This is a genomic window from Pseudomonas sp. D(2018) (genome assembly GCF_005502555.1).
In the GTDB taxonomy this organism is placed as follows: Bacteria; Pseudomonadota; Gammaproteobacteria; order Pseudomonadales; family Pseudomonadaceae; genus Metapseudomonas; species Metapseudomonas resinovorans.
In genome coordinates this window covers 21,693-48,139 of the sequence record NZ_SCOK01000039.1, presented here as the reverse complement: position 1 = coordinate 48,139, position 26,447 = coordinate 21,693, and the positions used below count along the sequence as shown (strand labels likewise).

Here is a 26,447-nt window from a genome sequence, read left to right as displayed (position 1 = left end):
GTTCTCCTGCTCAAAAATTGAGCAGGGGCAGTGGAACACCTGGGTCAGTTTTCAGTCAGCACAACGGGCTTTACTGGGTCAGTTTTCGGTCAGCGGCAACAGCCGTCCCCCACACTGAGCTGGTTGGTCGCGCATGACGACACCACCGCGGCGCTGACGAACCTACGGACACTGGCGTGGGTCATTAGGGCGGGCGCGGCGTTGGGGTCGAACGCCGGTGGACTGGTGTCTCACAGCGCTGTCGCCGACCGCCTCTGGAAGTACTGGACGAAGGACCGCGCTGACGTGCAGGCGCTGATGATGCGCCTCGCCGAGCGAGAAGCATCGTTTGAGCGCAGCTTCGCGCTGACCAGCTTGGAGCCGGCGGACACGGCGACGTTCACGCGACGGCCCGAGGAGCTTCCGTTGCGCCTAAACGAGCGGACCAACCGCATCGAGTTCGAGCACGACCTCGCGGCGGATTGGGCGCGTTTCCAGTTTCTGAAACAGATTTGGACAGACACGCCGAAGTGGGCTGCCCTGGCGGGCAATCCGCTCTGGGCGAACTCGCTCCGGATGCTGGGCCAGTTCCTGCTACGACAGGCGGTCGAGACTGGCACGGCCTGGGACGTCGCCTTCGGAGCCGCGGAGGCCGCGAAGAACGAGTTGGCGGGCGATTTCCTCCTTGATGCGCTCTACTTGGACCCCGACGCCGAACGCTTCCTGACCGAACGCGTCGACCTCCTGCTCGATAACCACGCGAAACACTTCACGCGGTTGCTTCTGCGCTTCCACCACATCGCCACGGTGCCGACCGGCGGCGGAATGGGACTGAGCGCGGCGGTCGGTTTGTACATGGAAGCGCAGTACCGCTCGATTGTCGTCGGCCGTTGGCCGCCCGTTCTCCGCTTCCTTATCGCCCAGCGGGAGCGATTGGCTGGGTTGGTTTCATCCGCTCTCGCAAAGGTCATCGAGACCTGGCTGACGAAAACCCCGCACATGCTGAGCAGTGGCAATCCGGTGCCTTTCCGCCTGGAAATGGCGGAGATGGCGCTTGCGATGGCTCGTACCGTGCAGGTCGAAAAGGGGCACGGCGTGATGTACCTGACGCATAAGCCGCTGCTGTACACCGCACCGCTGGCTGGCGCGGCCGACCTACCTACGGAAGTCGGGAACTGGGCGCTCGAACTCGCGGGACGCCGAGAGGTCGACGCTGACGTCAGAAGCCGCATCGCCGCGGTTCGGTTACAGAGTGCGAAGGCGCACGCCGAACGCCTGAAGACCGATGCCTTGTACAAGGCACGGAACGAAGAGCGGAAGCGAATACCGCCCTCCCTCGGGTCGTTCCGCGAACAGTTGCCGCCTTGGCCACTAGGGGCCAGCGACAGGGTCGACATGGATTTCCGGAGCGCTTGCATCAAGGAGAACGGGATCCAATCTCTGATGCGTGCGCAGCCTGAGCTGGCGGCCGAAGTCCTGCTCGCGCTCATCATTGATGACCAGCCGGAAAAGGAATACGGAAGCACGCGGGTAGAAATGGACCTTGGTCTCGAATACGCCCAGGACGCGTACCCGACTGCCTTCTGGAAGAGCCCGTTCTTTCCCTTCTTCCAGCTGGCCCCGGAAACGGCGCTCACCTCGCTCATCGCGCTGGTGAATTTCTGCACGGAGCGCTGGGTCGCCGAAGTCATAAACGGTCGAAGCGGCGAGGCTCCCGGGGTGACACTGCAATTTGCGGACGGGTCGAAGAAAACCTTCCCTGGCTGGTGGCAGGTATTCGACTGGCCGCAGTCCAATGACTTACGCAACGGAAACCTGTTCTGTGCTCTCGATGCATTGGAGCGTTGGTTGACGCTGCGGCTCGACGCGGGTGAGGACATCACCGCTGATATCGAGAGGATACTCCAGGAGGGGAACTCCGCGTCGCTCGTCAGCCTGCTCGTCAACGTCGCCAAGTATCGGCCATCGCTGCTGACTGGGCCCCTCGCGGCCCTGCTTACGTTCCCGAACCTTTTCTATTGGGACAGCGCTCGTGTGGAGCAGATCGCCTACAACTTCATTGGATGGAGCTGGCTCCGGGGCGGCGAGGCGATGTTCAACTTCGCGCGCGATTGGACCCTGGCACCCCATCGCCAGCAGAAGTTCCTCGAAGTCGTTGTGAAGCTCCTGTTGGTGGACGACGTTGTTGCGCGGCGACTTCAAGCACTGCTCCCGAGCTGGACGTTGCCGGAAGACCCGAAGGAGAGGTTGGAATTCAAGCTGTTCTTCGCCGCGCTTGACCAGGCCAACTATCAGACCTTCACCGATCCGGGGACGGGCGCGGAAACCAAGGGCTTTGTCTGTCCTGACGAACTGAGCCGCGAGGTGCAGTCGTGGCAGGACGATAATGCGCACCCCCTCGCATATCTTCTTGTGCCGGGCCAATGCGAGCAGAGACTTCAGCGTGGTCAACCACTCGCCGACGATGAGGCCACGTACCTCTCCAATTTGCTCCAAGAGTGTGAGGCCGGAGCGGAAGGGGAAGATGAGGGCACGACATCGAAATGCCGTTTCGCCGCGGCTGGTACGCTCGTCACATTGGGAGGCGCTTGGCTCGTCCAGAACCCCCAAGCGCAGAAGCGCGCGCTTGAAGCGGTCCGTGCCGGTGTGGCAGCGGTCGCGTCGACAGCAGAAGAGATTCGCAAGATGGGCATTGGGAGCCTGCGTGACGAATTGAAGTTCGTCGCCTACGCGGTCATGCACTTGTTGCTCGCCGATGGGGATGGTGTTCAGGAATGGGAGACCGCCGTCCTGCGTCTTCTGACGAGTGGCGATACACGAGCGGCCGCCGTTGTGGTTGGCGTCGCCTACGCCAATCGAGAGCAGCTTGGCAGCGCGTGGTGGCGGCTGCTCTACGCTGGACTGCTCTGGTCTGGCCTTAGCCTGCTCGCTCCGCACCACGGAGATAGCGACCACTCGGAGCGCGCCTGGAAGGTGTGGCTTGCGCGGCTGAGGCGCTTTCCGCTCCGTGGTCCGAACGCGACGCCAGATGACCTCGACTTCAAGCGTGTCGTCGCGAGCCGAAATCGTTTGGACTTCCAGCGCCGGATGCGGCTCTACATTGCCGGCGAGCAGACTTGGCGCGGAAAGCCGAAGCGCGAACGGGACGGCTCGCTGGACGGTCACTTCCTCGCAGTTTTGTTCAACTGGCTCATCGAAGGCGACGGTACTGGCGACCGCGACCTCGACACGCGCTTGGCGCTGCGTATCTGGGACTACGACGCCACGCGCGCCAAGGCGCGCGAAAAGAAAGAGCACGGCGAGTACGGTTTGCCGAGCCAGAACCTCGGCTACGACATTCTCCTGAAGCTCGGTGCTCTGTCGATCGCGGCGCCCGAAGGGGCGGCGCGTGCGGTTTGGGAACCTGTTCTCTCCCATGGCCCGGCTGCTCACCACGCGCTGCAGCACTTCATTCGCGGCTTGTTTCTGCGCGCGGGAAAAGGTGACGACCCGATGGCAATCGAGCGCGTCTGGCGGGCCACCGCGGAGTACGGCCTCGCCGCCGATTGGTCTCAATCTGGCCACTGGCTCCGCGGTGAGCGTTTGATTTGCGACCTGCTCGGCTTCGGCAACGAGGACGCGCTGTCTCGGCTGAACCCGGATTCGGCTCTGCGGATGAAGGATGTCTACGAGCGCTGGGCCGCCACGCACCTTGCTCACGACGAAGAATGCGTCACCCGTTTCTGCTACTTTCTGACGACGAACTTCGGAGCCCCACTTCGCCTTGACGGACTTCGCTGGCTCGCTGCCATGCAACGCGAGCCTTCCAGTCGTTGGTACCGCGAGGGCACTGGCGACGCGTTGGTGGAGCTGGTGGCGGCGGCGTTGAGTTCCGACGCGCAAGCCCTGACCCAGGATGCTCAGGCGCGGCAGGCGCTCGTCGAGATAGCCGCCGCCCTTGCAGCCAAGAGCATCCCAACCGCCTTAGCTCTCCAAGAGCGCATTAGGCAACTGCGATAGCGGTCGAGAACAGGCGTCACGTGGTCGGCGTGACGAAAGTTCGTTCACCCCCCAAAACTCAGTGCCTGCAATTGGCCGTTAGTTGCCTGTCATGAAAGGCAGCATCGGCCAAAAGCGGACGGTTACGCAGGGCTTAGTAGCCCCTCATTTGAAGCTTGCAGGCGTCTACAAAACTAGGGGCGATTCACGGGATAGTCATTGGCCGTCTCACCAACCTCCGTCGAGATGAGGTAGTGCAGGACCGCTAGCAAATCGCAGGCCCCTGAATCGCCCAGCAGCAGGCGTTTCTGATCCGCTCCGTTAACCCTGTAAATTTCTGACAACTCATTACAAAAAGCTAAATGCCAGAGTTCGACCGGAAGGTGCTGGAAGTTCTGCGTGAGCCGCTGGAAAGTGGCGAAATCGTCATCGCCCGCGCCCATGACAAGGTGCGCTTCCCGGCGCGCTTCCAACTGGTGGCGGCGATGAACCCATGCCCCTGTGGATATCTGGGTGACCCCGGTGGCCGCTGCCGCTGCACCCCAGAACAGATTCAGCGCTACCGCGCCAAGCTGTCCGGCCCCCTGCTCGACCGAATCGATCTGCACCTGACCGTCGCCCGCGAATCCACCAGCCTGGAGCCACCGGCCAGCGTAGGCCCGGGCAGTGCGCAAGCCGCGTCCGAAGTGGCTCGGGCACGGCGCCTTCAGCTTCAGCGGCAGGGCTGCGCCAACGCGTTCCTCGACCTGCAGGGCCTGCGTCGGCACTGCGCCCTGGACGCCTCCGACCGCGCCTGGCTTGAAGACGCCTGCGAGCGCCTGAACCTGTCCCTGCGCGCCGCCCACCGCATCCTCAAGGTGGCGCGAACCCTGGCCGACCTGGAACAGGCCGGGAAGATCGCCCGCCATCATCTCGGAGAGGCCCTGCAATACAGGCCCGAGGCACTGACCTGAAGCAATGAAAGCTATTGATCAAATACCGATAAGAGACTTTATCTATCATATTTGCTAGAATACTGCGCCTTCCGCCCTTGGCGGCCATCCGATTAAAAGGAGAGCTAGCTCAATGGAGGCACGTTCGTCTTCGCAATCCACCCTCAATCCGCCGGTTTTTTTCGGCTCCGCCTTCCTCATCATTGCCCTGGTGCTCTACAGCACCCTGGCCCGCGAACAGGCCCAGACGCTGTTTGGCCACATCCAGGACTGGATCGTCGTCAATGCCAGCTGGTTCTACGTCCTGACCGTGGCGCTGATCCTCATCACCGTGGTCTTCCTCGCGGTAAGTCGCTTTGGCGACATCAAGCTCGGCCCTGACCACAGCCGCCCCGAGTACCGCAACAGCTCCTGGTTCGCCATGCTGTTCTCCGCGGGCATGGGCATCGGCCTGATGTTCTTCGGCGTTGCCGAACCGCTGATGCATTACGCCAACCCGCCAGTGGGCGATGCCAACACCGTCGCCGCCGCCAAAGAGGCGATGAAGCTGACCTTCTTTCACTGGGGCCTGCACGCTTGGGCGATCTACGCCATCGTCGCGCTGATCCTGGCGTTCTTCTGCTTCCGCCACGATCTGCCGCTGACCCTGCGTTCGGCGCTCTACCCATTGATCGGCGACCGCATATACGGCCCCATCGGCCACGCTGTGGATATCTTTGCCATCCTCGGCACCGTGTTCGGCGTGGCCACCTCCCTCGGCTATGGCGTACTGCAGATCAACAGCGGCCTCAACCACCTGTTTGGCCTGCCGGTCAGCGTGCCGGTACAGCTGGGGTTGATCGCTGGCACCTGCGCCCTGGCCACCCTGTCGGTAGCCAGTGGACTGAACCGGGGGATCAAGATCCTCTCCGAGCTCAACCTGGTGCTGGCCGTGATCCTGCTGGCCGTGGTGCTGGTGCTGGGGCCTACCGTGTTCCTGCTGAAGACCTTCGTACAGAACACCGGCGGCTACCTGTCGGAGATCGTCAGCAAGACCTTCAACCTGTACGCCTATGAATCCAGCGACTGGATCGGCGGCTGGACCTTGCTCTACTGGGGTTGGTGGCTGTCCTGGTCGCCCTTCGTCGGGCTGTTCATCGCGCGCATCTCCCGCGGACGCACCATCCGCCAGTTCGTCTCCGGCGTACTGTTCGTTCCAGCCGGCTTCACGCTACTGTGGATGACGGTGTTCGGCGACACCGCCATTCACATGGTGCTGCAAGACGGCGTCCACAGCCTGCTGGACACCGTGGCCCAGGACAGCTCGCTGGCGCTCTTCGCCTTCCTCGAGCAGTTCCCCTTCGCGTCGCTGTTGTCCATGGTTGCGGTACTCATGGTGGTGGTGTTCTTTGTCACCTCCGCCGACTCCGGCGCCCTGGTGGTCGACATGCTGGCCTCCGGCGGCCGCGAGGTAACGCCGCTCTGGCAGCGCCTGTTCTGGTCGATCCTGATAGGCGTGGTGGCCATGGCACTGCTGGTGGCCGACGGCCTCAAGGCCCTGCAGACCGCGACCATCGCCAGCGCCCTGCCCTTCGCCGTGGTGCTGCTGGCGGCTACCTGGGGCTTGCTCAAGGCCCTGCGCCTGGACGCCACCAAGCGCGGAATCCGCTACCAGGCACTCAATCTCTCCCGCCCGGCCCAGCGCCAGCAGGGTGGCTGGCAACGACGCCTGCGCAACATCCTGATGTTCCCGCGCCGCAGCCATGTCACCCGTTTCATCGACGAAGTGGTGCGCCCGGCATGCCTCGAAGTGGCCGAGGAGCTGCGCAAGCAGGGCTATGGGGTCGAGGTGCAGAATGGCGAGGACGGGCGCTGCAAACTGAACGTCGGCCACGGCACCGAGGTGGACTTCAGCTACGAGGTGCGCCCCCGCGCCCTGCCTCTGCCGCGTTTCGTTGCGCGTGACAATGGCGAGGAGAGCGTCGACTCACGCAAGTACTTCCGCGCCGAGGTGTACCTGCGTGAAGGCGGGCAGGACTACGACGTGATGGGCTGGAGCCGTGACGAAGTGATCGGCGACCTGCTCGACCAGTACGAAAAGCACCTGCACTTCCTGCATGTCGTCCGCTGAGGCCATGTCCACTGTAGGGGCGGACTCATTCGCCCCTAGGGGCCAGCGGAAACATTTATCCACAGCCTGACGCAGCCCCACCGACGCCAGGCTGCGATACTCGCCGCCTCGTTTCACGGAGTCCGGCATGACCAGCCTCAACCTCGGCCCACTCGCCATCCCCATGCAGTATGCGCTGCTCTACCTTGGTTTCTTCGCAGCGCTGCTGGCCGGCTGGGTAGCCGGGCGCAAGCACAAGACCAATCCCGAGGGTGCGCTGTTCGCCATGCTGATCGGCGGCCTGCTGGTGGCGCGACTGGCTTTCGTCGGACAGTACTTCGAGCAGTACGCCGCAGCGCCCCTGAGCCTTGTGGATATCCGCGACGGTGGCTTCCTCCTCTGGCCGGGCCTGCTCGCCGCCGCCCTCGTCGGTGGTGTACTCGCCTGGCGCAGACCGGTCCTGCGCCAGTCGCTGGCCATTGCCGTGCTGGTGGGAGGCAGCCTCTGGGGCAGCGGCCAGGCACTGGTTTCAGCCCTGGAGCGCAGTCGCCAGCTACCGGCACTGAGCCTGATGGACCTGCAGGGCAACCCGGTGGAACTACGTGAACTGGATGGCCGCCCCCTGGTGATCAACCTCTGGGCCACCTGGTGCCCGCCCTGCCGTCGCGAGATGCCGGTGCTGGTTGCCGCACAGAAGGCGCACCCCGACGTGCGTTTCATGCTGGTGAACCAGGGCGAGCACGCCGAGGCCGTTTCCCGCTATCTCACCGAACAGGGCCTGGCGCCTCGGGAAGTGGTGCTCGACAGCGGCAATCGCCTGGGCCAGGCCACTGGCTCCTTCGGCCTGCCCACCACCCTCTTCTACGACGCCAACGGAAGGCTGAACCATAGCCACATGGGCGAACTTTCCAGCGCCAGTCTCGAGCACGGGCTACGCCAACTGCCCTAACCCAGCAGTTCCACTTTCGGAAGCTGCATGGCCGCCACTTCCGCCTGCAGAAAGTCACGCAGCCGGCGCAAACGATCCTGGCCGCTGCGGGCGCGCGGCCAGACCAGGTAGTAACTTTCTCCGCTAGCCACGGCTGTCGGCCAGGGCAGGCCAATGCGCCCTTGGGCGACATCCTCGGCCACCATGAACAGATCACCGATGGATACCCCGTAACCCCGGGCGGCAGCGACTATGCCCAGCTCCAGGGTGTCGAACACCTGCCCGCCCTTGAGCGTGACCTCGTCGTCGAGCTCCATGCGCTGGAGCCAGCGGCGCCAGTCGCGGCGGTCCGGCGTCGGGTGCAGCAGTTCGGTTCCCTGCAGACGCGCCAGGCCCCAGGGTTCGGTGGCCTGCGACGGCTCGCAGACTGGAATCAGCCATTCGCTGAACAGCAGGGTTACCTCCCAGTCCTGGCTGAAATGGCCGTCGCTGAGCAACACCGCGCAATCGAAGGGCTCGTGCTGAAAGTCCACCTTGTCCACATCCATCCAGGCGCTGGTGAGCTGCACCTCGATGTCCGCGTTGAGAGGGCGGAAGCGGCTGAGGCACGACAGCAGCCAGCGCATGGTCAGGGTGGACGGTGCCTTCAGGCGCACGGTGGCGTCGTCGACACGCAGGGTGGTGCAGGCCCGCTCCAGGCTATCGAAACCGTCGCGCAGTCCGGGCAGCAGCATGCGCGCCGGCTCGGTGAGCTGCAGGGAGCGCCCCTGACGCTCGAACAGGCGGCAGGCGAAATGATCTTCCAGGGTACGGATGTGCCGACTCACCGCGCTCTGGGTGATGGCCAGCTCCTCGGCGGCGCGGGTAAAGGACGCGTGACGGGCGGCGGCCTCGAAGGCACGCAGAGCGTAAAGCGGCGGCAGGCGACGCGACATATGCCTATACCTATGAGTCAAAGTCATGGATCGCATCATTTTTTTCCTTTTGTGCCGATCGATCAAGGCTCGGAGAATTGCGGAATCCCCAGACGGCCACAGGAACAGTCCGGCACGTCGAAAAAGTGAGCCTTACTCATGCCACAAAGCATTCGCAGCGAACTCATGGCCATCCTGCGCCTGGCTGGCCCGCTGATCGCGGCCCAGTTGGCCCACGTGCTGATGGTCTTCACCGATACCGTGATGATGGGCCTGCTCGGCCCCGAAGCACTGGCCGGTGGCGGCCTGGGCGCGGCCAGCTATTCCTTCGTATCGATCTTCTGCGTCGGGGTCATCGCCGCCGTGGGCAATCTGGTTGCCATTCGCCATGGCGCCGACGATAAGGCCGGCGCCACCCGCCTCACCCAGAGCGGCCTCTGGCTGGCCTTCGCCATGGCACTGGCCGCCGGCCTGCTGCTGTGGAACCTCAAGCCCATCCTGCTCGCCTTCGGCCAGGCGCCGGAGAGTGTGGAGGGCGCCATGCAGTTCCTTTCCACGCTGGTTTTCGCCCTGCCCGGCTATCTCGGCTTCATGGCCCTGCGCGGCTTCACCAGCGCCATCGGCCGGCCCGGCCCGGTCATGGCGATCAGTATCGGCGGCGCCCTGGCCAACTTCCTGCTCAATTACGTGCTAATCCACGGCATGTTCGGCCTGCCGCGCCTCGGGCTGGCCGGTATCGGCCTGGTCACCGCAGGGGTGATGAACGGCATGGCGCTGCTCCTCGCCTGGCACATCGTGCGCAACCCGGCCTACGCCACCTATGCGCTGGGGTGCGGCCTGCTGCGACCCTCCCGCGAGGCGCTGGCCGAGCTGATGCGCCTGGGCCTGCCCATCGGCGGCACCTACGCGGTGGAGTCCGGTCTGTTTGCCTTCGCAGCCCTGTGCATGGGCGCGCTCGGCAACACCCAGCTGGCGGCGCACCAGATCGCCATCCAGTCGGTGTACGTGGCCTTCATGGTGCCGGTCGGGATCTCCTACGCGGTGACCTTCCGCATCGGCCAACACTACGGCGCCGGTCGGCTTGAGGAAGCGCGCCGCGCCGGGCGCCTGGGGATCGGCTTCGGCGCCGGCTGCATGCTCGCGTTCGCAGTGCTGTTCTGGGTAGCACCGGAATGGGTGGTGGGGCTGTTCCTCGATCGCCACGCCGCCGAGTACCAGGACATCGTGCGACTCGCCGTGAGCCTGTTGGCAGTGGCCGCCTGGTTCGAACTGTTCGATGGCATCCAGACCATCGCCATGGGCGCGATCCGAGGCCTCAAGGACGCCAAGACCACCTTCCTGGTCGGTCTCGGCTGCTATTGGCTGGTGGGCGCGCCGGCAGCCTGGCTACTGGCATTCCCCCTGGGCTGGGGTGCTACCGGCGTCTGGTGGGGGTTGGCGCTGGGACTGGCCTGTGCTGCGCTGGGGCTGACCCTGGGCTTCGAGTGGAAGACCGCACGATTACTGCGGCCAGACGGGTTATCCACAGCCCCGCGGCGCCCGCTCGTGACCCTACGAGTCTTCAATCGCGAATGAATTCGCACACAGCGGTCAGGACTCCTGGCTGGCAAACAGCGCCTGGCGCGCACCGAACACCAGAAAGCGTGCCAGCTCGGCCAGCGGCAAGGGCCGACTGATCCAGTAGCCCTGGGCCTGGTCGCAGCCGAATTGGCGGAGCAATGCCAGTTGTTCGGCGCTTTCCACGCCCTCGGCCACGACTTCCAGCTTGAGGTTCTGCGCCAGGTTGATCATGGCCTTCACCAACAGGCGATTCTCCGGACGATCATGCATGCCGCCGACGAAGCTCTTGTCGATCTTCAGCAGTGCAATGGGCAGGCTGTTGAGGTGGACGAAGGAGGAGAAGCCGGTGCCGAAGTCGTCCAGGGAAAAGCGCACGCCCAGCCGCCCCAGGGCGTCCATGGTCTGGCGCACCTGTTCGCTGCGGCGCATCACGGCGGTTTCGGTGAGCTCGAATTCCAGCCAGCGGGCATCGACACCGCGTTCGTGGATCAACCGGCTCAAAGTGGAAAGCAGCTGGCTGTCCTGGAACTGGCGGAACGACAGGTTCACCGCCATGTGCAGCGGCGGCAGACCGCGTCCGCGCAGCCACTGCATATCGCGCAGGGCACGGGAGATCACCCAGTAGCCCAGCGGTACGATCAGGCCGCTTTCTTCGGCCAGCGGCACGAACTCATTGGGCGTGAGCAGGCCGCGTTCGCTGTGGCGCCAGCGCACCAGGGCTTCCAGGCCCAGGATGTTGCCGGTCTTCAGGCAGAGCCGTGGCTGGTAGTGCAGCTCCAGCTCGTCCCGGCGCAGCGCCCGACGCAGCTCGCTTTCCAGGTCGGCGCGGCTGCGGGCACTGTGATTGATGCGCTCATCGAAGACATGGAAGGTGCAGCCCTGGCTGGCCTTGGCCTGCTGCATGGCGATGTGGGCGTGCCACATCAGTGGGTCGGCACCTTCGCTGCCTCGGGAATGGGCGATACCCAGGCTGCAGCCGAGCAACAAGCTCTCGCCGTCTACCTGGTAGGGTTCGGCCAAGGCCTCGGCGATACGCTCGGCAACTCGCTCGGCGCGAGCCGGGTCGCGACGGGTATCCAGCAGCAGGGCAAATTCATCGCTGCCCAGGCGCGCTACCTGGTCGCCAGCGCGGAGCTGGGCCTTGAGCCGCGCGACCACTTGCAGGATCAGACGGTCACCGGCCTGATAGCCGAGGGCGTCGTTGGCATGGCGGAAGTTGTCCAGATCCAGGTGACCGAGTGCCAGACCGCGCCCGTCGTACTCCACCAGCCGCGCGGCCAGCAAGGTCTGGAAGCCCTGGCGGTTGGCAATGCCGGTGAGCGGGTCCTGCTCGGCCAGGCGTTCCAGCGCGTGCTGCAGGTTACGTCGCTCGCGGACATGACGCAGGGTGCGACGAAGGGTGTCGGCACTCAGGTGTTCGCGCACCAGCCAGTCGCTGACGCCCTGGGGAGCTTCGTTCGGTTCTTCTTCCAGCAGCAGGATGATGGGCAGTGGGCAACGCCCGGCCGAGGGCAATCGGGCCGGAGTACAAAGCACCAGGGCACAACCCAGGTCGCCCACCAAACTGCTGGCAGCGTCCCAGGAAGCGGCGGTAATCAAGGGGGATGCGCTGCCCATCGCGGAAAGCATTTCGCGAAAAAGTTCGGCCCAGGCCGGCGTTTCCGCCAGCAGGAGCATGCGCATGGGCTCAACGAGCGCGGACAAATGACCTCCCCGGGGTCACAGATAGTGCGGCACTTTCCCGCCAGACTGCGCCGTTATCGGCGTCGTTCTTACCACGCATCCCTACGTGATCTTCGCCAATTCGCCGACAAAGATGGCACCATCGTACTGGCTGCACGGAAATTTCCAAGCTCAACCCACCAGCAATCTCGCTTGTATCACAGTTGCCCAGAGGTACTTCGGTACAACCCGGCCGGCCTGCTAGAATGCGCGGCCATTCGCCTTGATCCAGCCCCAGCATGTCCCGACTCAACCCCCGGCAGCAGGAAGCCGTGAACTACGTCGGTGGTCCGCTCCTTGTGCTCGCCGGTGCAGGCTCCGGCAAGACCAGCGTGATCACCCGGAAGATCGCCTACCTGGTGCAGCAGTGCGGGATCCGCGCGCAGCACATCGTCGCGGTGACCTTCACCAACAAGGCGGCGCGCGAGATGAAGGAGCGCGTCAGCACCCTGCTGCGCGGCAGCGAGGGCAAGGGCCTTACGGTTTCCACCTTCCACAACCTCGGCCTCAACATCATCCGCAAGGAACACGCGCGCCTGGGCTTCAAGCCCGGGTTCTCGATCTTCGACGAGTCGGATATCAAGGCGCTGCTGACCGACATCATGCAGAAGGAATATGCCGGGGATGATGGCGCCGACGAAATCAAGGGCTACATCGGCAACTGGAAGAACGACCTGATCCTGCCCGAGGAAGCGCTGGCCAAGGCGCGCAACCCGAAGGAACAGACCGCCGCCGTCGTCTATATGCACTACCAGCGCACGCTCAAGGCGTACAACGCGGTGGACTTCGACGACCTGATCCTGCTGCCGGTGAAACTGTTCCAGGACAACCCGGACATCCTGGAGAAGTGGCAGAACCGCGTGCGCTACATGCTGGTGGACGAATACCAGGACACCAACGCCAGCCAGTACCTGCTGGTGAAGCTGCTGGTGCAGCACCGTGCTCAGTTCACCGTGGTGGGTGACGACGACCAGTCAATTTACGCCTGGCGCGGCGCGCGGCCGGAAAACCTGATGCAGCTGAAGGAAGATTTCCCGTCGCTGAAGGTGGTGATGCTGGAGCAGAACTATCGCTCCACCAGCCGCATCCTCAAGTGCGCGAACATCCTCATCGCCAACAACCCCCACGTGTTCGAGAAGCAACTGTGGAGCGAGATGGGCGTGGGCGATCCAATCCGGGTGATCCGCTGCCGCAACGAGGACGCCGAGGCCGAGCGCATCGCCATGGAGATTCTCACCCTGCACCTGCGCACCCAGCGGCCCTACAGCGAGTTCGCCATCCTCTACCGGGGCAACCATCAGGCCAAGCTGATGGAGCTGAAGCTGCAGCACCACCAGATCCCGTATCGGCTGTCCGGGGGCACCAGCTTCTTCGGGCGCCAGGAAGTGAAGGACCTGATGTCCTACTTCCGCCTGCTGGTAAACCCGGACGACGACAACGCCTTCCTGCGTGTGATCAACGTGCCGCGCCGGGAGATCGGCTCCACCACCCTGGAGAAGCTTGGCAACTACGCCACCGAGCGCGGCATCTCGATGTTCGCGGCAAGCGACGAAATGGGCCTGAGCGAACACCTGGACAGCCGCTTCACCGACCGCCTGCAGCGATTCAAGCGCTTCATCGACGGGGTGCGCCAACAGTGTGCGCAGAACGATCCCATCGCCGCCCTGCGCAGCATGGTGATGGATATCGACTACGAGAACTGGATTCGCCAGAACGCCTCCAGCGACAAGGTCGCTGACTTCCGCATGGGCAACGTCTGGTTCCTCGTCGACGCCCTGAAGAACACCCTGGAGCGTGATGAAGAAGGCGGCATGACCATCGAGGAAGCCATCGCCAAGCTGGTGCTGCGCGACATGCTCGAACGCCAGCAGGAGGAAGAGGAAGGCGCCGACGGTGTGCAGATGATGACCTTGCACGCTTCCAAGGGCCTGGAATTCCCCTACGTCTTCATCATGGGCGTGGAAGAAGACATCCTCCCCCACCGCTCCAGCATCGAAGCCGACACCATCGAGGAAGAACGCCGCCTGGCCTACGTGGGCATCACCCGCGCGCGGCAGAATCTGGCCATGACCTTTGCCGCCAAGCGCAAGCAGTACGGCGAGATCATCGATTGCTCACCCAGCCGCTTCCTCGAGGAATTGCCTCAGGAAGACCTGGAATGGGAAGGCATGGACGATGCCCCCGTGGAGGTGAAGGCCGCGCGCGGCAACACCGCCCTGGCGGACATCCGTGCCATGCTGAAGAAGCCGTAATTAAAGAACCCCGGCGCAGACCGGGCCATACATGAGGGTAATGGCGTGGAAGCGCTGAAACAGAAGATTCGCGAAGAAGGCATCGTACTGTCCGACCAGGTCCTGAAGGTCGACGCCTTCCTCAATCACCAGATCGATCCGCGCCTGATGCAGCAGGTGGGCCATGAGTTCGCCGAACGCTTCCGCGGCCAGGGCATCACCAAGATCGTCACGATCGAAGCCTCCGGCATCGCGCCAGCCGTGATGGCCGGCCTGGAACTGGGCGTGCCGGTGATCTTCGCCCGCAAGTACCAGTCGCTGACCCTGAAGGACAACCTCTACATTTCCAAGGTGTTCTCCTTCACCAAGCAAAGCGAAAGCACCATCGCCATCTCGGCCAAGCACCTGACCGCCGCCGACCACGTATTGGTGATTGATGACTTTCTCGCCAATGGCCATGCCGCCAAGGCCCTGCTGGATCTGATCGGCCAGGCCGGCGCCAGCGTCGCGGGGCTGGGCATCGTCATCGAGAAATCCTTCCAGGAAGGCCGTGGCCTGCTGGAAAGCGAGGGCTACCGGGTCGAGGCGCTGGCACGGGTGGCTTCGCTCACCGACGGCCAGGTCACCTTCCTCGACTGAAAGACTGCGACAACAGGTCGCAGCGAACAGGCATGAAAAAGCCGCCCTTGGGCGGCTTTTTACTCATCGATGGCGGCGAAGTTACAGGCCGGACATCTTCTTGATGGCTTCTTTCAGCTCATCGTCGGTGCAATCGGCGCAGGTGCCCTTCGGCGGCATGCTGTTGATACCGGAGATGGCCTTGGCCAGGATGCCGTCGAGGCCGCCTTGGTGGTCAGCACGCTCTTTCCAGGCAGCGGTATCGCCGATCTTCGGCGCGCCCAGCACGCCAGCGGTGTGGCAAGCGCCACAGTGCTTGGCGATGATGTCGTCCGGCGTACGCGCACCGCCGCCAGCAGCGGCTGCTACGGCGCCAACGCCCTTGCATTCCTGACCCATGACGCAGACCTCGCCTACCGGCTTGATGCGCTCGGCAACGGCGTCGTCGGTCGCGGCCTGGGCGCTAACAGCCCACAGGGCCAATACGGCAGCGTGGGCCGCCAGCATCTTCTTGATTAGGTTCACCCTTACACCCTCATCGTGGCTAGTTTCGCCCGCGGCCACGGTTTCGCGAGCGGGCGCAAGTATATACGGTTAGTTCGCCACGCTGAAACAACCCAACTTGTCGCAGGGACATGGGCGTGGCGTTTTTGGAATTCAGAAGTTCGCCGGCGTGGTCGCGCTGATCAGGCGTGCCGGAGCATCGAACGGATTGCGGAAGCGGTGCGGTTTGCTGCTTTCGAAATAGTAGCTGTCGCCCGGTTCGAGGATGTACACCTCACTGCCGATGGTCAGCTCCAGACGGCCCTCAACCAGCATGCCGGCCTCTTCACCTTCATGGGCGTACATCTCGTCACCGGTATCAGTGCCCGGCGGGTAGGTCTCGTCGAGGAAGGCCAGGGCGCGGCTGGGATGGGCCTTGCCCACCAGCTTCATGGTGATGGCGCCGCTGCAGATATCGGTGAGTTCGGAAGCCCGATAAACCACCTGGACCTGGTTTTCCTGCTCAAGATCGAGGGAGAAGAACTCCACCAGCGACATGGGAATACCCCCCAGCACCTTCTTCAGCGAACTGATGGAGGGGCTGACACTGTTTTTCTCGATCATGGAAATGGTGCTGTTGGTGACACCCGCGCGCTTGGCGAGCTCACGCTGGGACAGGCCTTTCAGCTTACGGATGGCTTGCAGTCGTACACCGACGTCCAATGGCGGGATCCTCCTTGGGGATCAGGGGTAGTCACGGTCGCCGTATCATGGCAACAGCGTTCAGTATTTACAACACGCGGGCCGTCAATACTGCGCGAACTTTCCCCGTCCCAAGAAAAATCTCAGTAAAAGCAATGAGCTAGTAAACAACGTCGGCGAAATGATCGTTTTCCTGATCACTCGCCATCCACGCCGGTGATCAGCTATAGACGAGCGGCACCCGGCGCAGATTGCAGAAGATCTGATAAGGAATCGTTCCGGCATGGGCAGCCACATCGCTGGCCAGAACTTCGTTGCCCCAGAGTTCGACGCGGCTGCCAAGGCCGGCGTTGGGCAAGTCGGTGAGGTCGACGGTGAGCATGTCCATGGACACCCGGCCGATCAGTCGGCTCGGCTGGCCGTCGATGCTCACCGGAGTGCCGGTGGGCGCGTGGCGCGGATAGCCGTCGGCGTATCCCATGGCGACCACGCCGACGCGGGTCGGGCGCTCGGTGACGAACTTCGCACCGTAGCCAACCGGCTGGCCGGCGGGCAGCTCGCGCACGCTGATGACCTTCGATTCGAGGGTCATCACCGGCTTCAGGCTGTCTGCCAGCGAATGCGGCTGCTCGAAGGGGGTCGCGCCGTAGAGCATGATGCCGGGGCGCACCCAATCACTCGGCACCTGCGGCCAGCCAAGGACGGCCGGCGAGTTGCGCAGGCTGACCTCCGCTTCGAGGCCGGCACGAGCCTGCTCGAAAACGGCAACCTGCTCGATGCTGCTAGGGCAGTCCAGCTCATCCGCGCGGGCGAAGTGGCTCATCAGTACGATCTTCTCGACCTTTGCGCTGGTGGAAAGGCGCTGCCAGGCATCGCGGTACTCGGCAGGGTGCAGCCCGACGCGGTGCATACCCGAATCCAGCTTGAGCCAGACGGTCAGCGGCTTGCGCACGGCAGCGCGCTCGATGGCTTCCAACTGCCAGTTGGAATGCACCACTGTCCAGAAGTCGTGCTCTTGAATCAGCGCCAGTTCATCAGCCTCGAAGAAGCCTTCCAGCAGCAGGATCGGCTTGCGGATGCCGGCCGTGCGCAGTTGCAGCGCCTCTTCGATGCAGGCCACGGCAAAGCCATTGGCCTCGGATTCCAGAGCCCGGGCGCAGCGCACCGCACCATGTCCATAAGCATCGGCCTTGACCACGGCGAGCGCCTTGGCACCGCTGACTTCGCGAGCTAGGCGGTAGTTGTGGCAAAGGGCTTCGAGATCGATCAGGGCACGGGCGGGACGCATGGCGAGGACTTCTTCTAAATGATCGGGTGGAAAAAACCCGGCGCGAACGCCGGGCTGAGCAAGAAACTTAAGGAAGCGCGGCGACGACCGTCATTTCCACCAGCACGTCGGGCGAGTACATCTTCGCTTCGACGCAGGCACGGGCCGGGGCAGCGCCCTTCGGCACCCAGGCATCCCACACCGCGTTCATCGCGGCGTAGTCCGCCTCCATATCCTTCAGGTAGATGGTCACCGACAGGATGTTGCTCTTGTCGGTACCGGCTTCGGCCAGCATCGCGTCGATAGCGGCCAGGGTTTCGCGAGTCTGCTGGCCGATGCCCGCACTGTGTTTCTCATCCAGTTGGCCAGCCAGGTAGACCGTGCCGTTGTGGATGACGACTTCGCTGTAGCGGGTTTCAGTGCGCAGGCGCTGGATTGACATTGTTCGGGGTCTCCTTGGAATTGCCGTAACGGAAGATGTCCAGGCCGTCGGCGCGGATTTCCGGACGCTTGCGCGCCATCAGGTCCGCCAGCAGGCGGCCGGAGCCGCAGGCCATGGTCCAGCCAAGGGTACCGTGTCCGGTGTTGAGGAACAGGTTGCGGAACGGAGTGGCGCCCACGATCGGGGTGCCGTCCGGAGTCGCCGGGCGCAGGCCGGTCCAGAAGCTTGCCTGGGAGAGGTCGCCACCTTCCGGGTAGAGGTCGGCGGTGATCATCTCCAGGGTGTCGCGGCGAGCCGGATTCAGGTCCAGGTTGAAGCCGGTGATCTCGGCCATGCCGCCCACGCGGATGCGGTTGTCGAAGCGAGTGATGGCGACCTTGTAGGTCTCGTCGAGAATGGTCGAGGTCGGCGCCATGGCCTGATTGATGATCGGCACGGTCAGCGAATACCCCTTGAGCGGATAGACCGGAGCCTTGATGCCGAGCGGCTTGAGCATTTGCGGGGTATAGCTGCCGAGGGCGAGCACATAGCGGTCTGCGGTTTCCAGCTTGCCGTCGATCCACACGCCGTTGATGCGGTCGCCGGCGAAGTCCAGGCGCTCGATGTTCTGACCGAAGCGGAATTCCACACCCAGCTTCTCCGCCATCTCGGCGAGGCGGGTGGTGAACATCTGGCAGTCGCCGGTCTGGTCGTTGGGCAGGCGCAGGGCGCCGGCCAGCTTGTGCTTGACCTTGGCCAGGGCCGGTTCGACGCGGGCGATGCCATCGCGGTCGAGCAGCTCGTAAGGCACGCCGGAGGCTTCGAGGACGGCGATGTCCTTGGCCGCGGCGTCTACCTGGGCCTGGGTGCGGAACAACTGGGTTGTGCCGAGGGCGCGGCCTTCATAACTGATGCCGGTTTCAGCGCGGAGCTCGTCGAGGCAGTCGCGGCTGTACTCGGAAAGACGCACCATGCGCTCCTTGTTCACGGCATAGCGGGAGGCGGTGCAGTTGCGCAGCATCTGCGTCATCCACAAGTACTGGTCGATGTCGCTGGTGGTGCGAATGGCCAGCGGCGCGTGCTGCTGCAGCATCCATTTGACGGCTTTCAGCGGCACGCCGGGCGCCGCCCAGGGCGATGCATAACCGGGGGAAACCTGGCCAGCGTTGGCGAAGCTGGTTTCCATGGCCACGGCGTTCTGGCGGTCGACTACGACCACCTCGAACCCTGCTTGGGCCAGGTAATAGGCGCTAGTCGTACCAATCACACCACTGCCAAGGACCATCACTCGCATGTCTGTCTCCACTCGCAACGGGGATTCCGCTGCGTTTGTTATTTTGAGCGTCGTTGGCGCGAAGTATATGGAGACAGCACCAGTGATATTCACTATATAGCCAGCTATATTTGGCGATAATTCTCGGCAGAATGCGCTCTAACGGAGGGGCATCCACCATGCGCACCCAGCATCAATCCCGTCGTGAACTGGACAAGATAGACCGGAATATTTTACGAATCCTGCAGGAAGACGGCCGGATCTCCTTCACCGAGCTGGGCGAGCGCGTGGGGCTTTCCACCACCCCCTGCACCGAGCGCGTCCGCCGCCTGGAGCGCGAAGGCATCATCCTCGGCTATAACGCGCGGCTGAACCCGCAGCATCTAAAGGCCAGTCTGCTGGTGTTCGTCGAGATCAGCCTGGACTACAAGTCCGGCGACACCTTCGAAGACTTCCGCCGCGCCGTACTCAAACTGCCCCATGTGCTGGAGTGCCACCTGGTATCGGGCGACTTCGACTACCTGGTGAAGGCGCGGATCAACGAGATGGCCTCTTATCGCAAGCTGCTCGGCGACATCCTGCTGAAACTACCCCATGTGCGCGAATCCAAGTCCTACATCGTCATGGAAGAAGTGAAGGAATCGTTGAACCTGCCGATTCCCGACTGATTCGGAACCGCTGTTCCAATTCCACCGGCAAATCCCTTGGCAGCGCCAGGGGGTTCGCCTTATCCTGCCCGAGCGTAAAATTTTCCAAACAACAAAATCAGGATTTCGCACATGAACGCCCGCGTTCGCATCCCGGTGCATACCGAACAGCACGCTCCCTCCTATTACGCCGCGACCGCCAACCACCGCATCGACTACCCGCCCCTGGCGGGTGAGGAGCTGGCCGACGTGTGCATTGTCGGTGGCGGGTTCTCCGGGTTGAACACGGCGATCGAGCTGGCCCGTCGTGGCCGCTCGGTGGTGCTGCTGGAAGCCAGGCAGATCGGCTGGGGCGCCAGCGGACGCAATGGCGGGCAACTGATTCGCGGCGTCGGCCATGGTGTCGAGCAGTTCGAGTCGGTGATCGGCGCCGAGGGCGTGCGTTCGCTCAAGCTCATGGGCCTGGAAGCGGTGGAGATCGTCCGCCGCCGCGTCGAGGAGTTTTCCATCGACTGCGACCTGACCTGGGGCTATTGCGACCTGGCCAACAAGCCGCGCGACCTGGCCGGCTTCGCCGAGGACATGGAAGAACTGAAAGGCCTCGGCTACTGCCATGAACTGCGCCTGGTACAGCCCCATGAAATGCGCAGCGTAGTGGGTTCGGACCGGTACGTTGGCGGTCTGATCGACATGGGTTCGGGCCACCTTCACCCACTCAATCTAGCCCTGGGCGAAGCCGCCGCAGCCCAGTCCCTCGGCGTACGCCTGTTCGAGCATTCTGCCGTTACCCGCATCGACTACGGTGCCGAGGTGAAGGTGCATACCGCCCAGGGCCAGGTCCGCGCCAAGACCCTGGTACTGGGCTGCAATGCCTATATGAACGACCTGAACGCCACGCTCGGCGGCAAGGTGCTGCCGGCAGGCAGCTACGTGGTCGCCACCGAACCGCTGCCCGCAGACCTCGCCCGCGAGCTGCTGCCGCAGAACATGGCGGTCTGCGACCAGCGCGTGGCCCTGGACTACTACCGTCTCTCCGCCGACAACCGCCTGCTGTTCGGCGGCGCCTGCCACTACTCCGGACGTGACCCGGCGGACATCGGCGCCTACATGCGGCCGAAGATGATCAAGGTCTTCCCGAAGCTGGAAAACGTGCGCATCGATTACCAGTGGGGCGGCATGATCGGCATCGGCGCCAACCGCCTGCCGCAGATCGGCAAACTGCCGGATCAGCCCAACGTCTATTTCGCCCAGGCCTACTCCGGCCACGGCGTGAACGCCACTCACCTGGCTGGCCAATTGCTGGCCGAGGCCATTTGCGGTGAGCAAAGCAACGGCTTCGACATCTTCTCCAAGGTCCCGCACATCACCTTCCCCGGCGGCCGCCACTTGCGCTCGCCGCTGCTGGCACTCGGCATGCTCTGGTACCGGATGAAGGAGGCGGTGGGAGTCGTCTGATCCCCACCCTCCGAGCGCGAGGTCCGTACTGCGAAACCCATTAATTGGCTGTTCCGCCGCGATGGGTTTCGCTTCGCTCTACCTCATCCGGCCTGGACACGGATTTCAGTCAGGAACAGCCTCGGCATCGTCGTCGAACAGTTCACGGGTCCAGGCCAACCAGACGAATCCTGCCGCCCCCAGAGCCATCATCAGCGGCAGCGCATGGCCACTTATCCACTGGCTTGCCGCACCGGTTACCAGCGGCCCAACCAGGCAACCCACTCCCCAGAGCTGGGCGATATGGGCATTGGCCCGTACCAGCTCGTCGTCGCGATAGCGCTCACCGATCAGGATCAATGCCAGGGTGAACAGGCCGCCGGCACTGGCCCCGAACAGCACCCAGATCGGCCAGATCAGGGGCGTATGCAGCAATAGCGGAATGGCCAGACTGCTCGCCAGCAGCGTGACGCCGCAGACGCGGAACAGGCTGAGGCGGGACATCCGGTCTGCCAGCCAGCCGATGGGCAGCTGCAGAGCGGCATCACCGACCACCACTACGCTGGCCATCAACAAGGCCACTTCCTGGGTGAACCCCTGACGCAAGCCGTAGATCGGCAACAAGGTCAGCATCATCGCTTCGAAGGCGGCGAACAGCACGACCGCCCAGGCGATGGTCGGCAAGCGCATGCAGAAGGACCAGAGGCCGCGCCCCGACGCGCTATGGGCGTCGACAGTGGGCGCGCCGGTACGACCGAGCAGCAGCAGGGAGCCGCCGATCAGCAGCCCGGTACCGGTCCAGAAGCCGAGGTCATTGCCAGTACCGAGGCCCGTCAGCAGCAGCGGGCCTGACAGCTGGCTCAGGGCATAGCCAGTGCCATAGAGGGCAACCAGGCGGCCGCGCCATTCTTCCACTGCCAATTGGTTGATCCAGCTTTCGCCGAGGATGAACACCACCGTCAGGGCAATGCCGATCAACAACCGCAGCAAAAGCCAGACGGGATAGAACTGAACCAGCGCCAGCAAGCCCACGGACAGCGCGCCTACCAGCAGGCAGAGTTGCATCAGGGTCGTGGTGCCGAAGCGTGCAGCCAGGCGCCCAGCAATCACTGCACCGAGCAACACGCCCACGGCCGGGGTTGCCGCCATCACGCCGATGGCAAAGCTGTCGTAGCCCCAGCTCTCCAGCCGCAAGGACACCAGAGGCATGGTCACCCCCAGCGCCAGGCCGATGCTGATGACCGCGCCACAGACCGCGAAGTAAGTTCCCCAACGCATTGCCAATGTCCTCCCTTTCCATGTGGCGCAAAGCAAAAAAGCCGGGCTCCATCGCTGGAAACCCGGCCGCAGGCGTGGCTCGTAGAGCCGGCCCCCGAGGACGGGGGCGGACCTCAATTGGGACTCAGAGCTTGATCCAGGTGGACTTCAGCTCGGTGTACTTGTCGAACGCGTGCAGCGACTTGTCGCGGCCGTTGCCGGACTGCTTGAAGCCGCCGAAGGGTGCGGTCATGTCGCCGCCATCGTACTGGTTGATCCAGACGCTGCCAGCGCGCAGGGCCTTGCCGACCAGGTGGGCGCGGGACAGGTTGTTGGTCCACACCGCTGCGGCCAGGCCGTAGATGGTGTCGTTGGCGATGGCGACTGCTTCTTCTTCGCTGTCGAAGGCGATGACCGAAAGCACCGGGCCAAAGATCTCTTCCTTGGCGATGCGCATGGCGTTACTCACGCCGTCGAAGATGGTCGGCTCGACGTAGGTGCCACCGGTTTCTTCCAGCACACGCTTGCCGCCAGCCACCAGCTTGGCGCCGTCGTCATGGCCAGCCTGGATATAGGACAGCACGTTGTTCATCTGGGTGGTATCCACCAGGGCGCCAACGTTGGTCGCCGGGTCCAGCGGGTTGCCTGGTTTCCAGGCCTTGATCGCCTCGACCACCATGGGCACGAACTTGTCCTTGATGGAACGTTCCACCAGCAGGCGCGAGCCGGCGGTGCAGACTTCGCCCTGGTTGAAGGCGATGGCGCCGGCAGCGGCTTCGGCAGCGGCTTGCAGGTCAGGAGCGTCGGCGAAGACGATGTTCGGGCTCTTGCCGCCGGCTTCCAGCCAGACGCGTTTCATGTTGGATTCGCCGGCGTAGATCATCAGCTGCTTGGCGATTTTGGTGGAACCGGTGAACACCAGGGTGTCGACGTCCATGTGCAGGGCCAGGGCCTTGCCCACGGTGTGGCCGAAGCCCGGCAGGACGTTCAGCACGCCAGCCGGGATGCCGGCTTCTATGGCCAGCTGGGCCAGACGGATAGCGGTCAGCGGCGACTTCTCGGACGGTTTGAGTACCAGCGAGTTGCCGGTGGACAGGGCCGGACCGAGCTTCCAGCAGGTCATCAGCAGCGGGAAGTTCCACGGCACGATAGCGGCGACTACGCCCACCGGCTCGCGGGTCACCAGACCCAGTTCGTTGTGCGGGGTGGCAGCGACTTCGTCGTAGATCTTGTCGATGGCCTCACCGCTCCAGCGAATGGCGCGGGATGCGGACGGCACGTCGACGCTCAGCGAGTCGCTGATCGGCTTGCCCATGTCCAGAGTTTCCAGCAGGGCCAGCTCTTCGGCGTGAGCGTCGATCAGGTCGGCGAAGCGGATCATGACTTCCTTGCGCTTGACCGGCGCCAGGCGCGACCACACACCGGACTCGAACACGGCGCGGGCATCTTTCACGGCCAACTCGGCATCGGCCAGGTCACAGCTGGCAACCTTGCCCAGCAGACGACCATCGACCGGGCTGATGCAATCGAAGGTCTCGCCGGAAACGGCGGTGGTGTATTCGCCATGGATGAAGGCGCGGGTCTCGATCTGCACGGACTTGGCGCGTTGTTCCCAGTCTGCACGGGTCAGGGTGGTCATCGGAGCTTTCCTCTTATTAGAAGAGTGCCGCCAGCTCAGGCATGCACTGTCAAAAATTCTGCAAGGCCGACCTCTATCTGGCCATCCTCGCAACCCTAAACCAGAGAGGCCAGCCTTTTCAATATATTTTACAGTTGCCGGCCAAACACCCTTGTCATGTTCGTTATATTAAACATAGACTCCGGCAAAATCACTACAACACCTCGCCTTGTCTTCTCTGGTGGTCACAATGACAAACGCCTACGCACCTCAACCGGGCAGAATATCCAACAGTCTTGATGATTTCTGGATGCCCTTCACCGCCAACCGTCAGTTCAAGGCCAAACCGCGCCTGCTGGAAAGCGCCGAAGGGATGTACTTCACCAGCACCGATGGCCGCCAGGTCCTCGACGGCACCGCCGGGCTCTGGTGCTGCAACGCCGGCCACGGTCGCCGCGAAATCACCGAGGCGGTGAGCCGGCAGATCGCCAAGCTGGATTTCGCACCGACTTTCCAGATGGGGCACCCCCTGCCCTTCGAGCTGGCTGAACGCCTGGCCGATATCGCGCCCAAGGGCCTGAACAAGGTGTTCTTCACCAACTCCGGCTCGGAGTCGGCGGACACCGCACTGAAAATCGCGCTCGCCTACCAGCGCGCCATCGGCCAGGGTACTCGCACCCGCCTGATCGGACGCGAACTGGGCTACCACGGCGTTGGATTTGGCGGTATCTCGGTCGGCGGCATGGTCAACAACCGCAAGGCCTTCCCCGCCCTGCTGCCAAACGTCGATCACCTGCCACATACCCTGGACATCCAGCGCAACGCCTTCAGCCGCGGCCTGCCGGAATTTGGCATTGAGAAAGCCGATGAGCTCGAGCGCCTGGTCACTCTGCATGGCGCCGAGAACATCGCCGCAGTTATCGTCGAGCCCATGTCCGGCTCAGCCGGCGTGATCCTGCCGCCAGCGGGCTACCTGCAACGCCTGCGCGAGATCACTCGCAAGCACGGCATCCTGCTGATCTTCGACGAAGTGATCACCGGCTTCGGTCGCATTGGCGAGGCCTTCGCCGCCCAGCGTTGGGGCGTCACCCCGGACATCATCACCTGCGCCAAGGGGCTGACCAACGGCGCCATCCCCATGGGCGCGGTGTTCGTCGCTGAGGCGATTTACCAGGCCTTCATGCAGGGACCGGAAAGCGCCATCGAGTTCTTCCACGGCTATACCTATTCCGGCCACCCGGTCGCCTGCGCTGCCGCCCTGGCGACTCTGGATATCTACCAGGGCGAGCGTCTGTTCGAGCGCGCCATCGAGCTGGAAAGCTATTGGCAGGATGCCCTGCTCAGCCTGAAAGACCTGCCCAACGTGATCGACATCCGCGCCGCGGGCCTGGTCGGTGGCGTGCAACTGGCACCGAGTGCCGAAGGCATCGGCAAACGCGGCTTCCAAATTTTCGAGCAATGCTTCCAGGACGGCGTGATGGTGCGCGTCACTGGCGACACCATCGCCATGTCGCCACCGCTGATCGTCGAAAAGGAACAGATCGACATTCTCGTCGGCAAGCTCGCCGACTCCATCCGCAAGGCCGTCTGAACAGGGACCGCACAATGAATATCCAGCAGATCGTCGACTTCGCCCAGGCCACCACTGCCCCGGAACACTACCGCCCGGCACCCGAGAAGATCCTCAAGGGCGACCCCGAGCAGAGCGTACGCAATCACTACGGCAGCCCCTGCGGCCAGTTCAATGTGGGCATCTGGGAAGGCGCGGTGGGCCACTGGACAGTGAGCTACACCGAGCACGAGTACTGCGAGATTCTCCAGGGCGTATCGGTGATTCGCGATGCTGACGGCAACGCCAAGACCGTGCGCGTTGGCGACCGCTTCGTCATCCCGGCCGGCTTTTCCGGTACCTGGGAAGTGCTGGAGCCCTGCCGCAAGGTCTACGTGATCTTCGAACAGGCCACTCGCTGAGCCTGTTCACCCCCCATGCTTGTCACCCTTTAGCCCGCCATTGGCGGGCTTTTTTATGGGCGAGAGCGAAGGGCTGTCTTTTCTGCGGTTGCGATTTCAATCGCTGAGCAGGCCGCAGATCTGCCCTATGGCCTTCAATGGGTCGGATTCGCCGCCCTTAGCGTATGAATTCGCCCCCCCACAACGAATCGGCAAGCCAAGCCTGGACAAATCGCAGGCATGAAAAAGCCCGCACAGGGCGGGCTTTTTCGACAAGGGCCGGATCAATTACTTGATCTTGGCTTCCTTGTACATCACGTGCTTACGCACAACCGGATCGAATTTCTTGATCTCGATCTTGTCGGGAGTGGTGCGCTTGTTCTTGTCGGTGGTGTAGAAGTGGCCGGTACCGGCACTGGACACCAAACGGATCAGTTCACGCAT

20 protein-coding genes and 1 pseudogene are annotated in these 26,447 nt (G+C 63.4%); 11 read left to right on the top strand and 10 right to left on the bottom strand.

The genetic code is table 11. The features are described 5' to 3' along the window. The first annotated feature begins 30 nt into the window (after positions 1-30). The 4 genes and pseudogenes from FFS60_RS28885 to FFS60_RS21195 all read left to right on the top strand — a co-directional run bounded on the left by FFS60_RS28885 (position 31) and on the right by FFS60_RS21195 (position 7,927). Entirely contained in the window at positions 31-3,978 is a 3,948-nt protein-coding gene (locus FFS60_RS28885) for a hypothetical protein (RefSeq protein ID WP_218570609.1), read from the top strand. A 341-nt stretch (positions 3,979-4,319) separates the two neighbouring features. Then, positions 4,320-4,910: pseudogene (locus FFS60_RS21205) on the top strand (ATP-binding protein); the annotation flags it as partial. A gap of 112 nt (positions 4,911-5,022) precedes the next feature. Beyond that, positions 5,023-6,999 (top strand): choline BCCT transporter BetT, encoded by a 1,977-nt coding sequence (locus tag FFS60_RS21200; RefSeq protein WP_028626870.1) that lies wholly within the window; start codon positions 5,023-5,025, stop codon positions 6,997-6,999. 127 nt (positions 7,000-7,126) lie between these two features. Continuing rightward, positions 7,127-7,927 carry a TlpA disulfide reductase family protein gene (locus FFS60_RS21195; protein ID WP_137823069.1) on the top strand — a complete coding sequence of 267 codons (801 nt, stop codon included), beginning with the start codon at positions 7,127-7,129 and terminating at the stop codon, positions 7,925-7,927. Here FFS60_RS21195 and FFS60_RS21190 read toward each other — a convergent pair. Beyond that, the gene (locus FFS60_RS21190; RefSeq protein WP_137823068.1) at positions 7,924-8,841 is read right to left on the bottom strand and encodes a LysR substrate-binding domain-containing protein; all 918 of its coding nucleotides are present in this window, start codon (positions 8,839-8,841) and stop codon (positions 7,924-7,926) included. The genes FFS60_RS21195 and FFS60_RS21190 overlap by 4 nt on opposite strands. A gap of 138 nt (positions 8,842-8,979) precedes the next feature. On the opposite strand from FFS60_RS21190, the gene FFS60_RS21185 reads away from it, so the two are divergent. Next, positions 8,980-10,395, top strand: a complete 1,416-nt coding sequence (locus FFS60_RS21185; RefSeq protein ID WP_137823067.1) for a NorM family multidrug efflux MATE transporter — start codon at positions 8,980-8,982, stop codon at positions 10,393-10,395. Positions 10,396-10,410: 15 nt separating this feature from the next. Here the strand turns inward: FFS60_RS21185 and FFS60_RS21180 are convergent, their stop codons facing one another. After that, positions 10,411-12,084, bottom strand: coding sequence for a bifunctional diguanylate cyclase/phosphodiesterase (locus tag FFS60_RS21180; RefSeq protein WP_171016554.1), 1,674 nt, complete (start codon positions 12,082-12,084; stop codon positions 10,411-10,413). A gap of 257 nt (positions 12,085-12,341) precedes the next feature. Between FFS60_RS21180 and rep the strand changes: the two genes are divergently transcribed. After that, complete coding sequence (rep, locus tag FFS60_RS21175) at positions 12,342-14,354, top strand: DNA helicase Rep (RefSeq protein ID WP_028626875.1); 2,013 nt, start codon at positions 12,342-12,344, stop codon at positions 14,352-14,354. 45 nt (positions 14,355-14,399) lie between these two features. Then, positions 14,400-14,972, top strand: coding sequence for a xanthine phosphoribosyltransferase (locus FFS60_RS21170; RefSeq protein WP_137823066.1), 573 nt, complete (start codon positions 14,400-14,402; stop codon positions 14,970-14,972). 81 nt (positions 14,973-15,053) lie between these two features. Here the strand turns inward: FFS60_RS21170 and FFS60_RS21165 are convergent, their stop codons facing one another. The 5 genes from FFS60_RS21165 to dadA all read right to left on the bottom strand — a co-directional run bounded on the left by FFS60_RS21165 (position 15,054) and on the right by dadA (position 19,118). Further along, the gene (locus tag FFS60_RS21165) at positions 15,054-15,476 is read right to left on the bottom strand and encodes a cytochrome c5 family protein (protein WP_028626877.1); all 423 of its coding nucleotides are present in this window, start codon (positions 15,474-15,476) and stop codon (positions 15,054-15,056) included. A 132-nt stretch (positions 15,477-15,608) separates the two neighbouring features. Further along, positions 15,609-16,157 (bottom strand): cupin domain-containing protein, encoded by a 549-nt coding sequence (locus tag FFS60_RS21160; protein ID WP_028626878.1) that lies wholly within the window; start codon positions 16,155-16,157, stop codon positions 15,609-15,611. Positions 16,158-16,356: 199 nt separating this feature from the next. After that, positions 16,357-17,424: an alanine racemase gene (alr, locus tag FFS60_RS21155; protein ID WP_137823065.1), complete on the bottom strand. Its 1,068-nt coding sequence runs from the start codon at positions 17,422-17,424 to the stop codon at positions 16,357-16,359. 67 nt (positions 17,425-17,491) lie between these two features. Next, complete coding sequence (locus tag FFS60_RS21150; RefSeq protein WP_028626880.1) at positions 17,492-17,845, bottom strand: RidA family protein; 354 nt, start codon at positions 17,843-17,845, stop codon at positions 17,492-17,494. Further along, positions 17,820-19,118, bottom strand: a complete 1,299-nt coding sequence (gene dadA / locus FFS60_RS21145; RefSeq protein ID WP_028626881.1) for a D-amino acid dehydrogenase — start codon at positions 19,116-19,118, stop codon at positions 17,820-17,822. Before dadA ends, FFS60_RS21150 begins: the two co-directional genes overlap by 26 nt. Before the next feature lie 158 nt (positions 19,119-19,276). Here dadA and FFS60_RS21140 point away from each other — a divergent pair, with 158 nt between their 5' ends. Then, positions 19,277-19,765 carry an Lrp/AsnC ligand binding domain-containing protein gene (locus tag FFS60_RS21140; RefSeq protein WP_016495366.1) on the top strand — a complete coding sequence of 163 codons (489 nt, stop codon included), beginning with the start codon at positions 19,277-19,279 and terminating at the stop codon, positions 19,763-19,765. A gap of 111 nt (positions 19,766-19,876) precedes the next feature. Continuing rightward, entirely contained in the window at positions 19,877-21,199 is a 1,323-nt protein-coding gene (locus FFS60_RS21135) for an FAD-binding oxidoreductase (protein WP_137823064.1), read from the top strand. 105 nt (positions 21,200-21,304) lie between these two features. Here the strand turns inward: FFS60_RS21135 and FFS60_RS21130 are convergent, their stop codons facing one another. Both FFS60_RS21130 and FFS60_RS21125 read right to left on the bottom strand, forming a co-directional pair. Next, positions 21,305-22,456: an MFS transporter gene (locus tag FFS60_RS21130; protein ID WP_028626883.1), complete on the bottom strand. Its 1,152-nt coding sequence runs from the start codon at positions 22,454-22,456 to the stop codon at positions 21,305-21,307. Positions 22,457-22,580: 124 nt separating this feature from the next. After that, positions 22,581-24,074: an aldehyde dehydrogenase gene (locus FFS60_RS21125; protein WP_028626884.1), complete on the bottom strand. Its 1,494-nt coding sequence runs from the start codon at positions 24,072-24,074 to the stop codon at positions 22,581-22,583. Between the two features lie 229 nt (positions 24,075-24,303). On the opposite strand from FFS60_RS21125, the gene FFS60_RS21120 reads away from it, so the two are divergent. Together FFS60_RS21120 and FFS60_RS21115 are read left to right on the top strand one after the other, a co-directional pair. Continuing rightward, positions 24,304-25,644 (top strand): aspartate aminotransferase family protein, encoded by a 1,341-nt coding sequence (locus FFS60_RS21120; RefSeq protein ID WP_137823063.1) that lies wholly within the window; start codon positions 24,304-24,306, stop codon positions 25,642-25,644. 14 nt (positions 25,645-25,658) lie between these two features. Continuing rightward, complete coding sequence (locus tag FFS60_RS21115) at positions 25,659-26,024, top strand: cupin domain-containing protein (RefSeq protein ID WP_137823062.1); 366 nt, start codon at positions 25,659-25,661, stop codon at positions 26,022-26,024. 267 nt (positions 26,025-26,291) lie between these two features. On the opposite strand, the gene rpmG is transcribed toward FFS60_RS21115, so the two are convergent. After that, positions 26,292-26,447 (bottom strand): 50S ribosomal protein L33, encoded by a 156-nt coding sequence (rpmG, locus tag FFS60_RS21110; protein ID WP_003464575.1) that lies wholly within the window; start codon positions 26,445-26,447, stop codon positions 26,292-26,294.

Bases quoted from the DNA above. Each gene is read 5' to 3' on its own strand.
- FFS60_RS21130 (WP_028626883.1), bottom strand. From the start codon at position 22,456: ATGCGTTGGGGAACTTACTTCGCGGTCTGTGGCGCGGTCATCAGCATC.
- FFS60_RS21115 (WP_137823062.1), top strand. From the start codon at position 25,659: ATGAATATCCAGCAGATCGTCGACTTCGCCCAGGCCACCACTGCCCCG.
- FFS60_RS21150 (WP_028626880.1), bottom strand. From the start codon at position 17,845: ATGTCAATCCAGCGCCTGCGCACTGAAACCCGCTACAGCGAAGTCGTC.
- rep (WP_028626875.1), top strand. From the start codon at position 12,342: ATGTCCCGACTCAACCCCCGGCAGCAGGAAGCCGTGAACTACGTCGGT.
- alr (WP_137823065.1), bottom strand. From the start codon at position 17,424: ATGCGTCCCGCCCGTGCCCTGATCGATCTCGAAGCCCTTTGCCACAAC.
- FFS60_RS21120 (WP_137823063.1), top strand. From the start codon at position 24,304: ATGACAAACGCCTACGCACCTCAACCGGGCAGAATATCCAACAGTCTT.
- FFS60_RS21185 (WP_137823067.1), top strand. From the start codon at position 8,980: ATGCCACAAAGCATTCGCAGCGAACTCATGGCCATCCTGCGCCTGGCT.
- FFS60_RS21135 (WP_137823064.1), top strand. From the start codon at position 19,877: ATGAACGCCCGCGTTCGCATCCCGGTGCATACCGAACAGCACGCTCCC.
- FFS60_RS21125 (WP_028626884.1), bottom strand. From the start codon at position 24,074: ATGACCACCCTGACCCGTGCAGACTGGGAACAACGCGCCAAGTCCGTG.
- FFS60_RS21195 (WP_137823069.1), top strand. From the start codon at position 7,127: ATGACCAGCCTCAACCTCGGCCCACTCGCCATCCCCATGCAGTATGCG.
- FFS60_RS21140 (WP_016495366.1), top strand. From the start codon at position 19,277: ATGCGCACCCAGCATCAATCCCGTCGTGAACTGGACAAGATAGACCGG.
- rpmG (WP_003464575.1), bottom strand. From the start codon at position 26,447: ATGCGTGAACTGATCCGTTTGGTGTCCAGTGCCGGTACCGGCCACTTC.
- FFS60_RS21190 (WP_137823068.1), bottom strand. From the start codon at position 8,841: ATGTCGCGTCGCCTGCCGCCGCTTTACGCTCTGCGTGCCTTCGAGGCC.
- dadA (WP_028626881.1), bottom strand. From the start codon at position 19,118: ATGCGAGTGATGGTCCTTGGCAGTGGTGTGATTGGTACGACTAGCGCC.
- FFS60_RS21200 (WP_028626870.1), top strand. From the start codon at position 5,023: ATGGAGGCACGTTCGTCTTCGCAATCCACCCTCAATCCGCCGGTTTTT.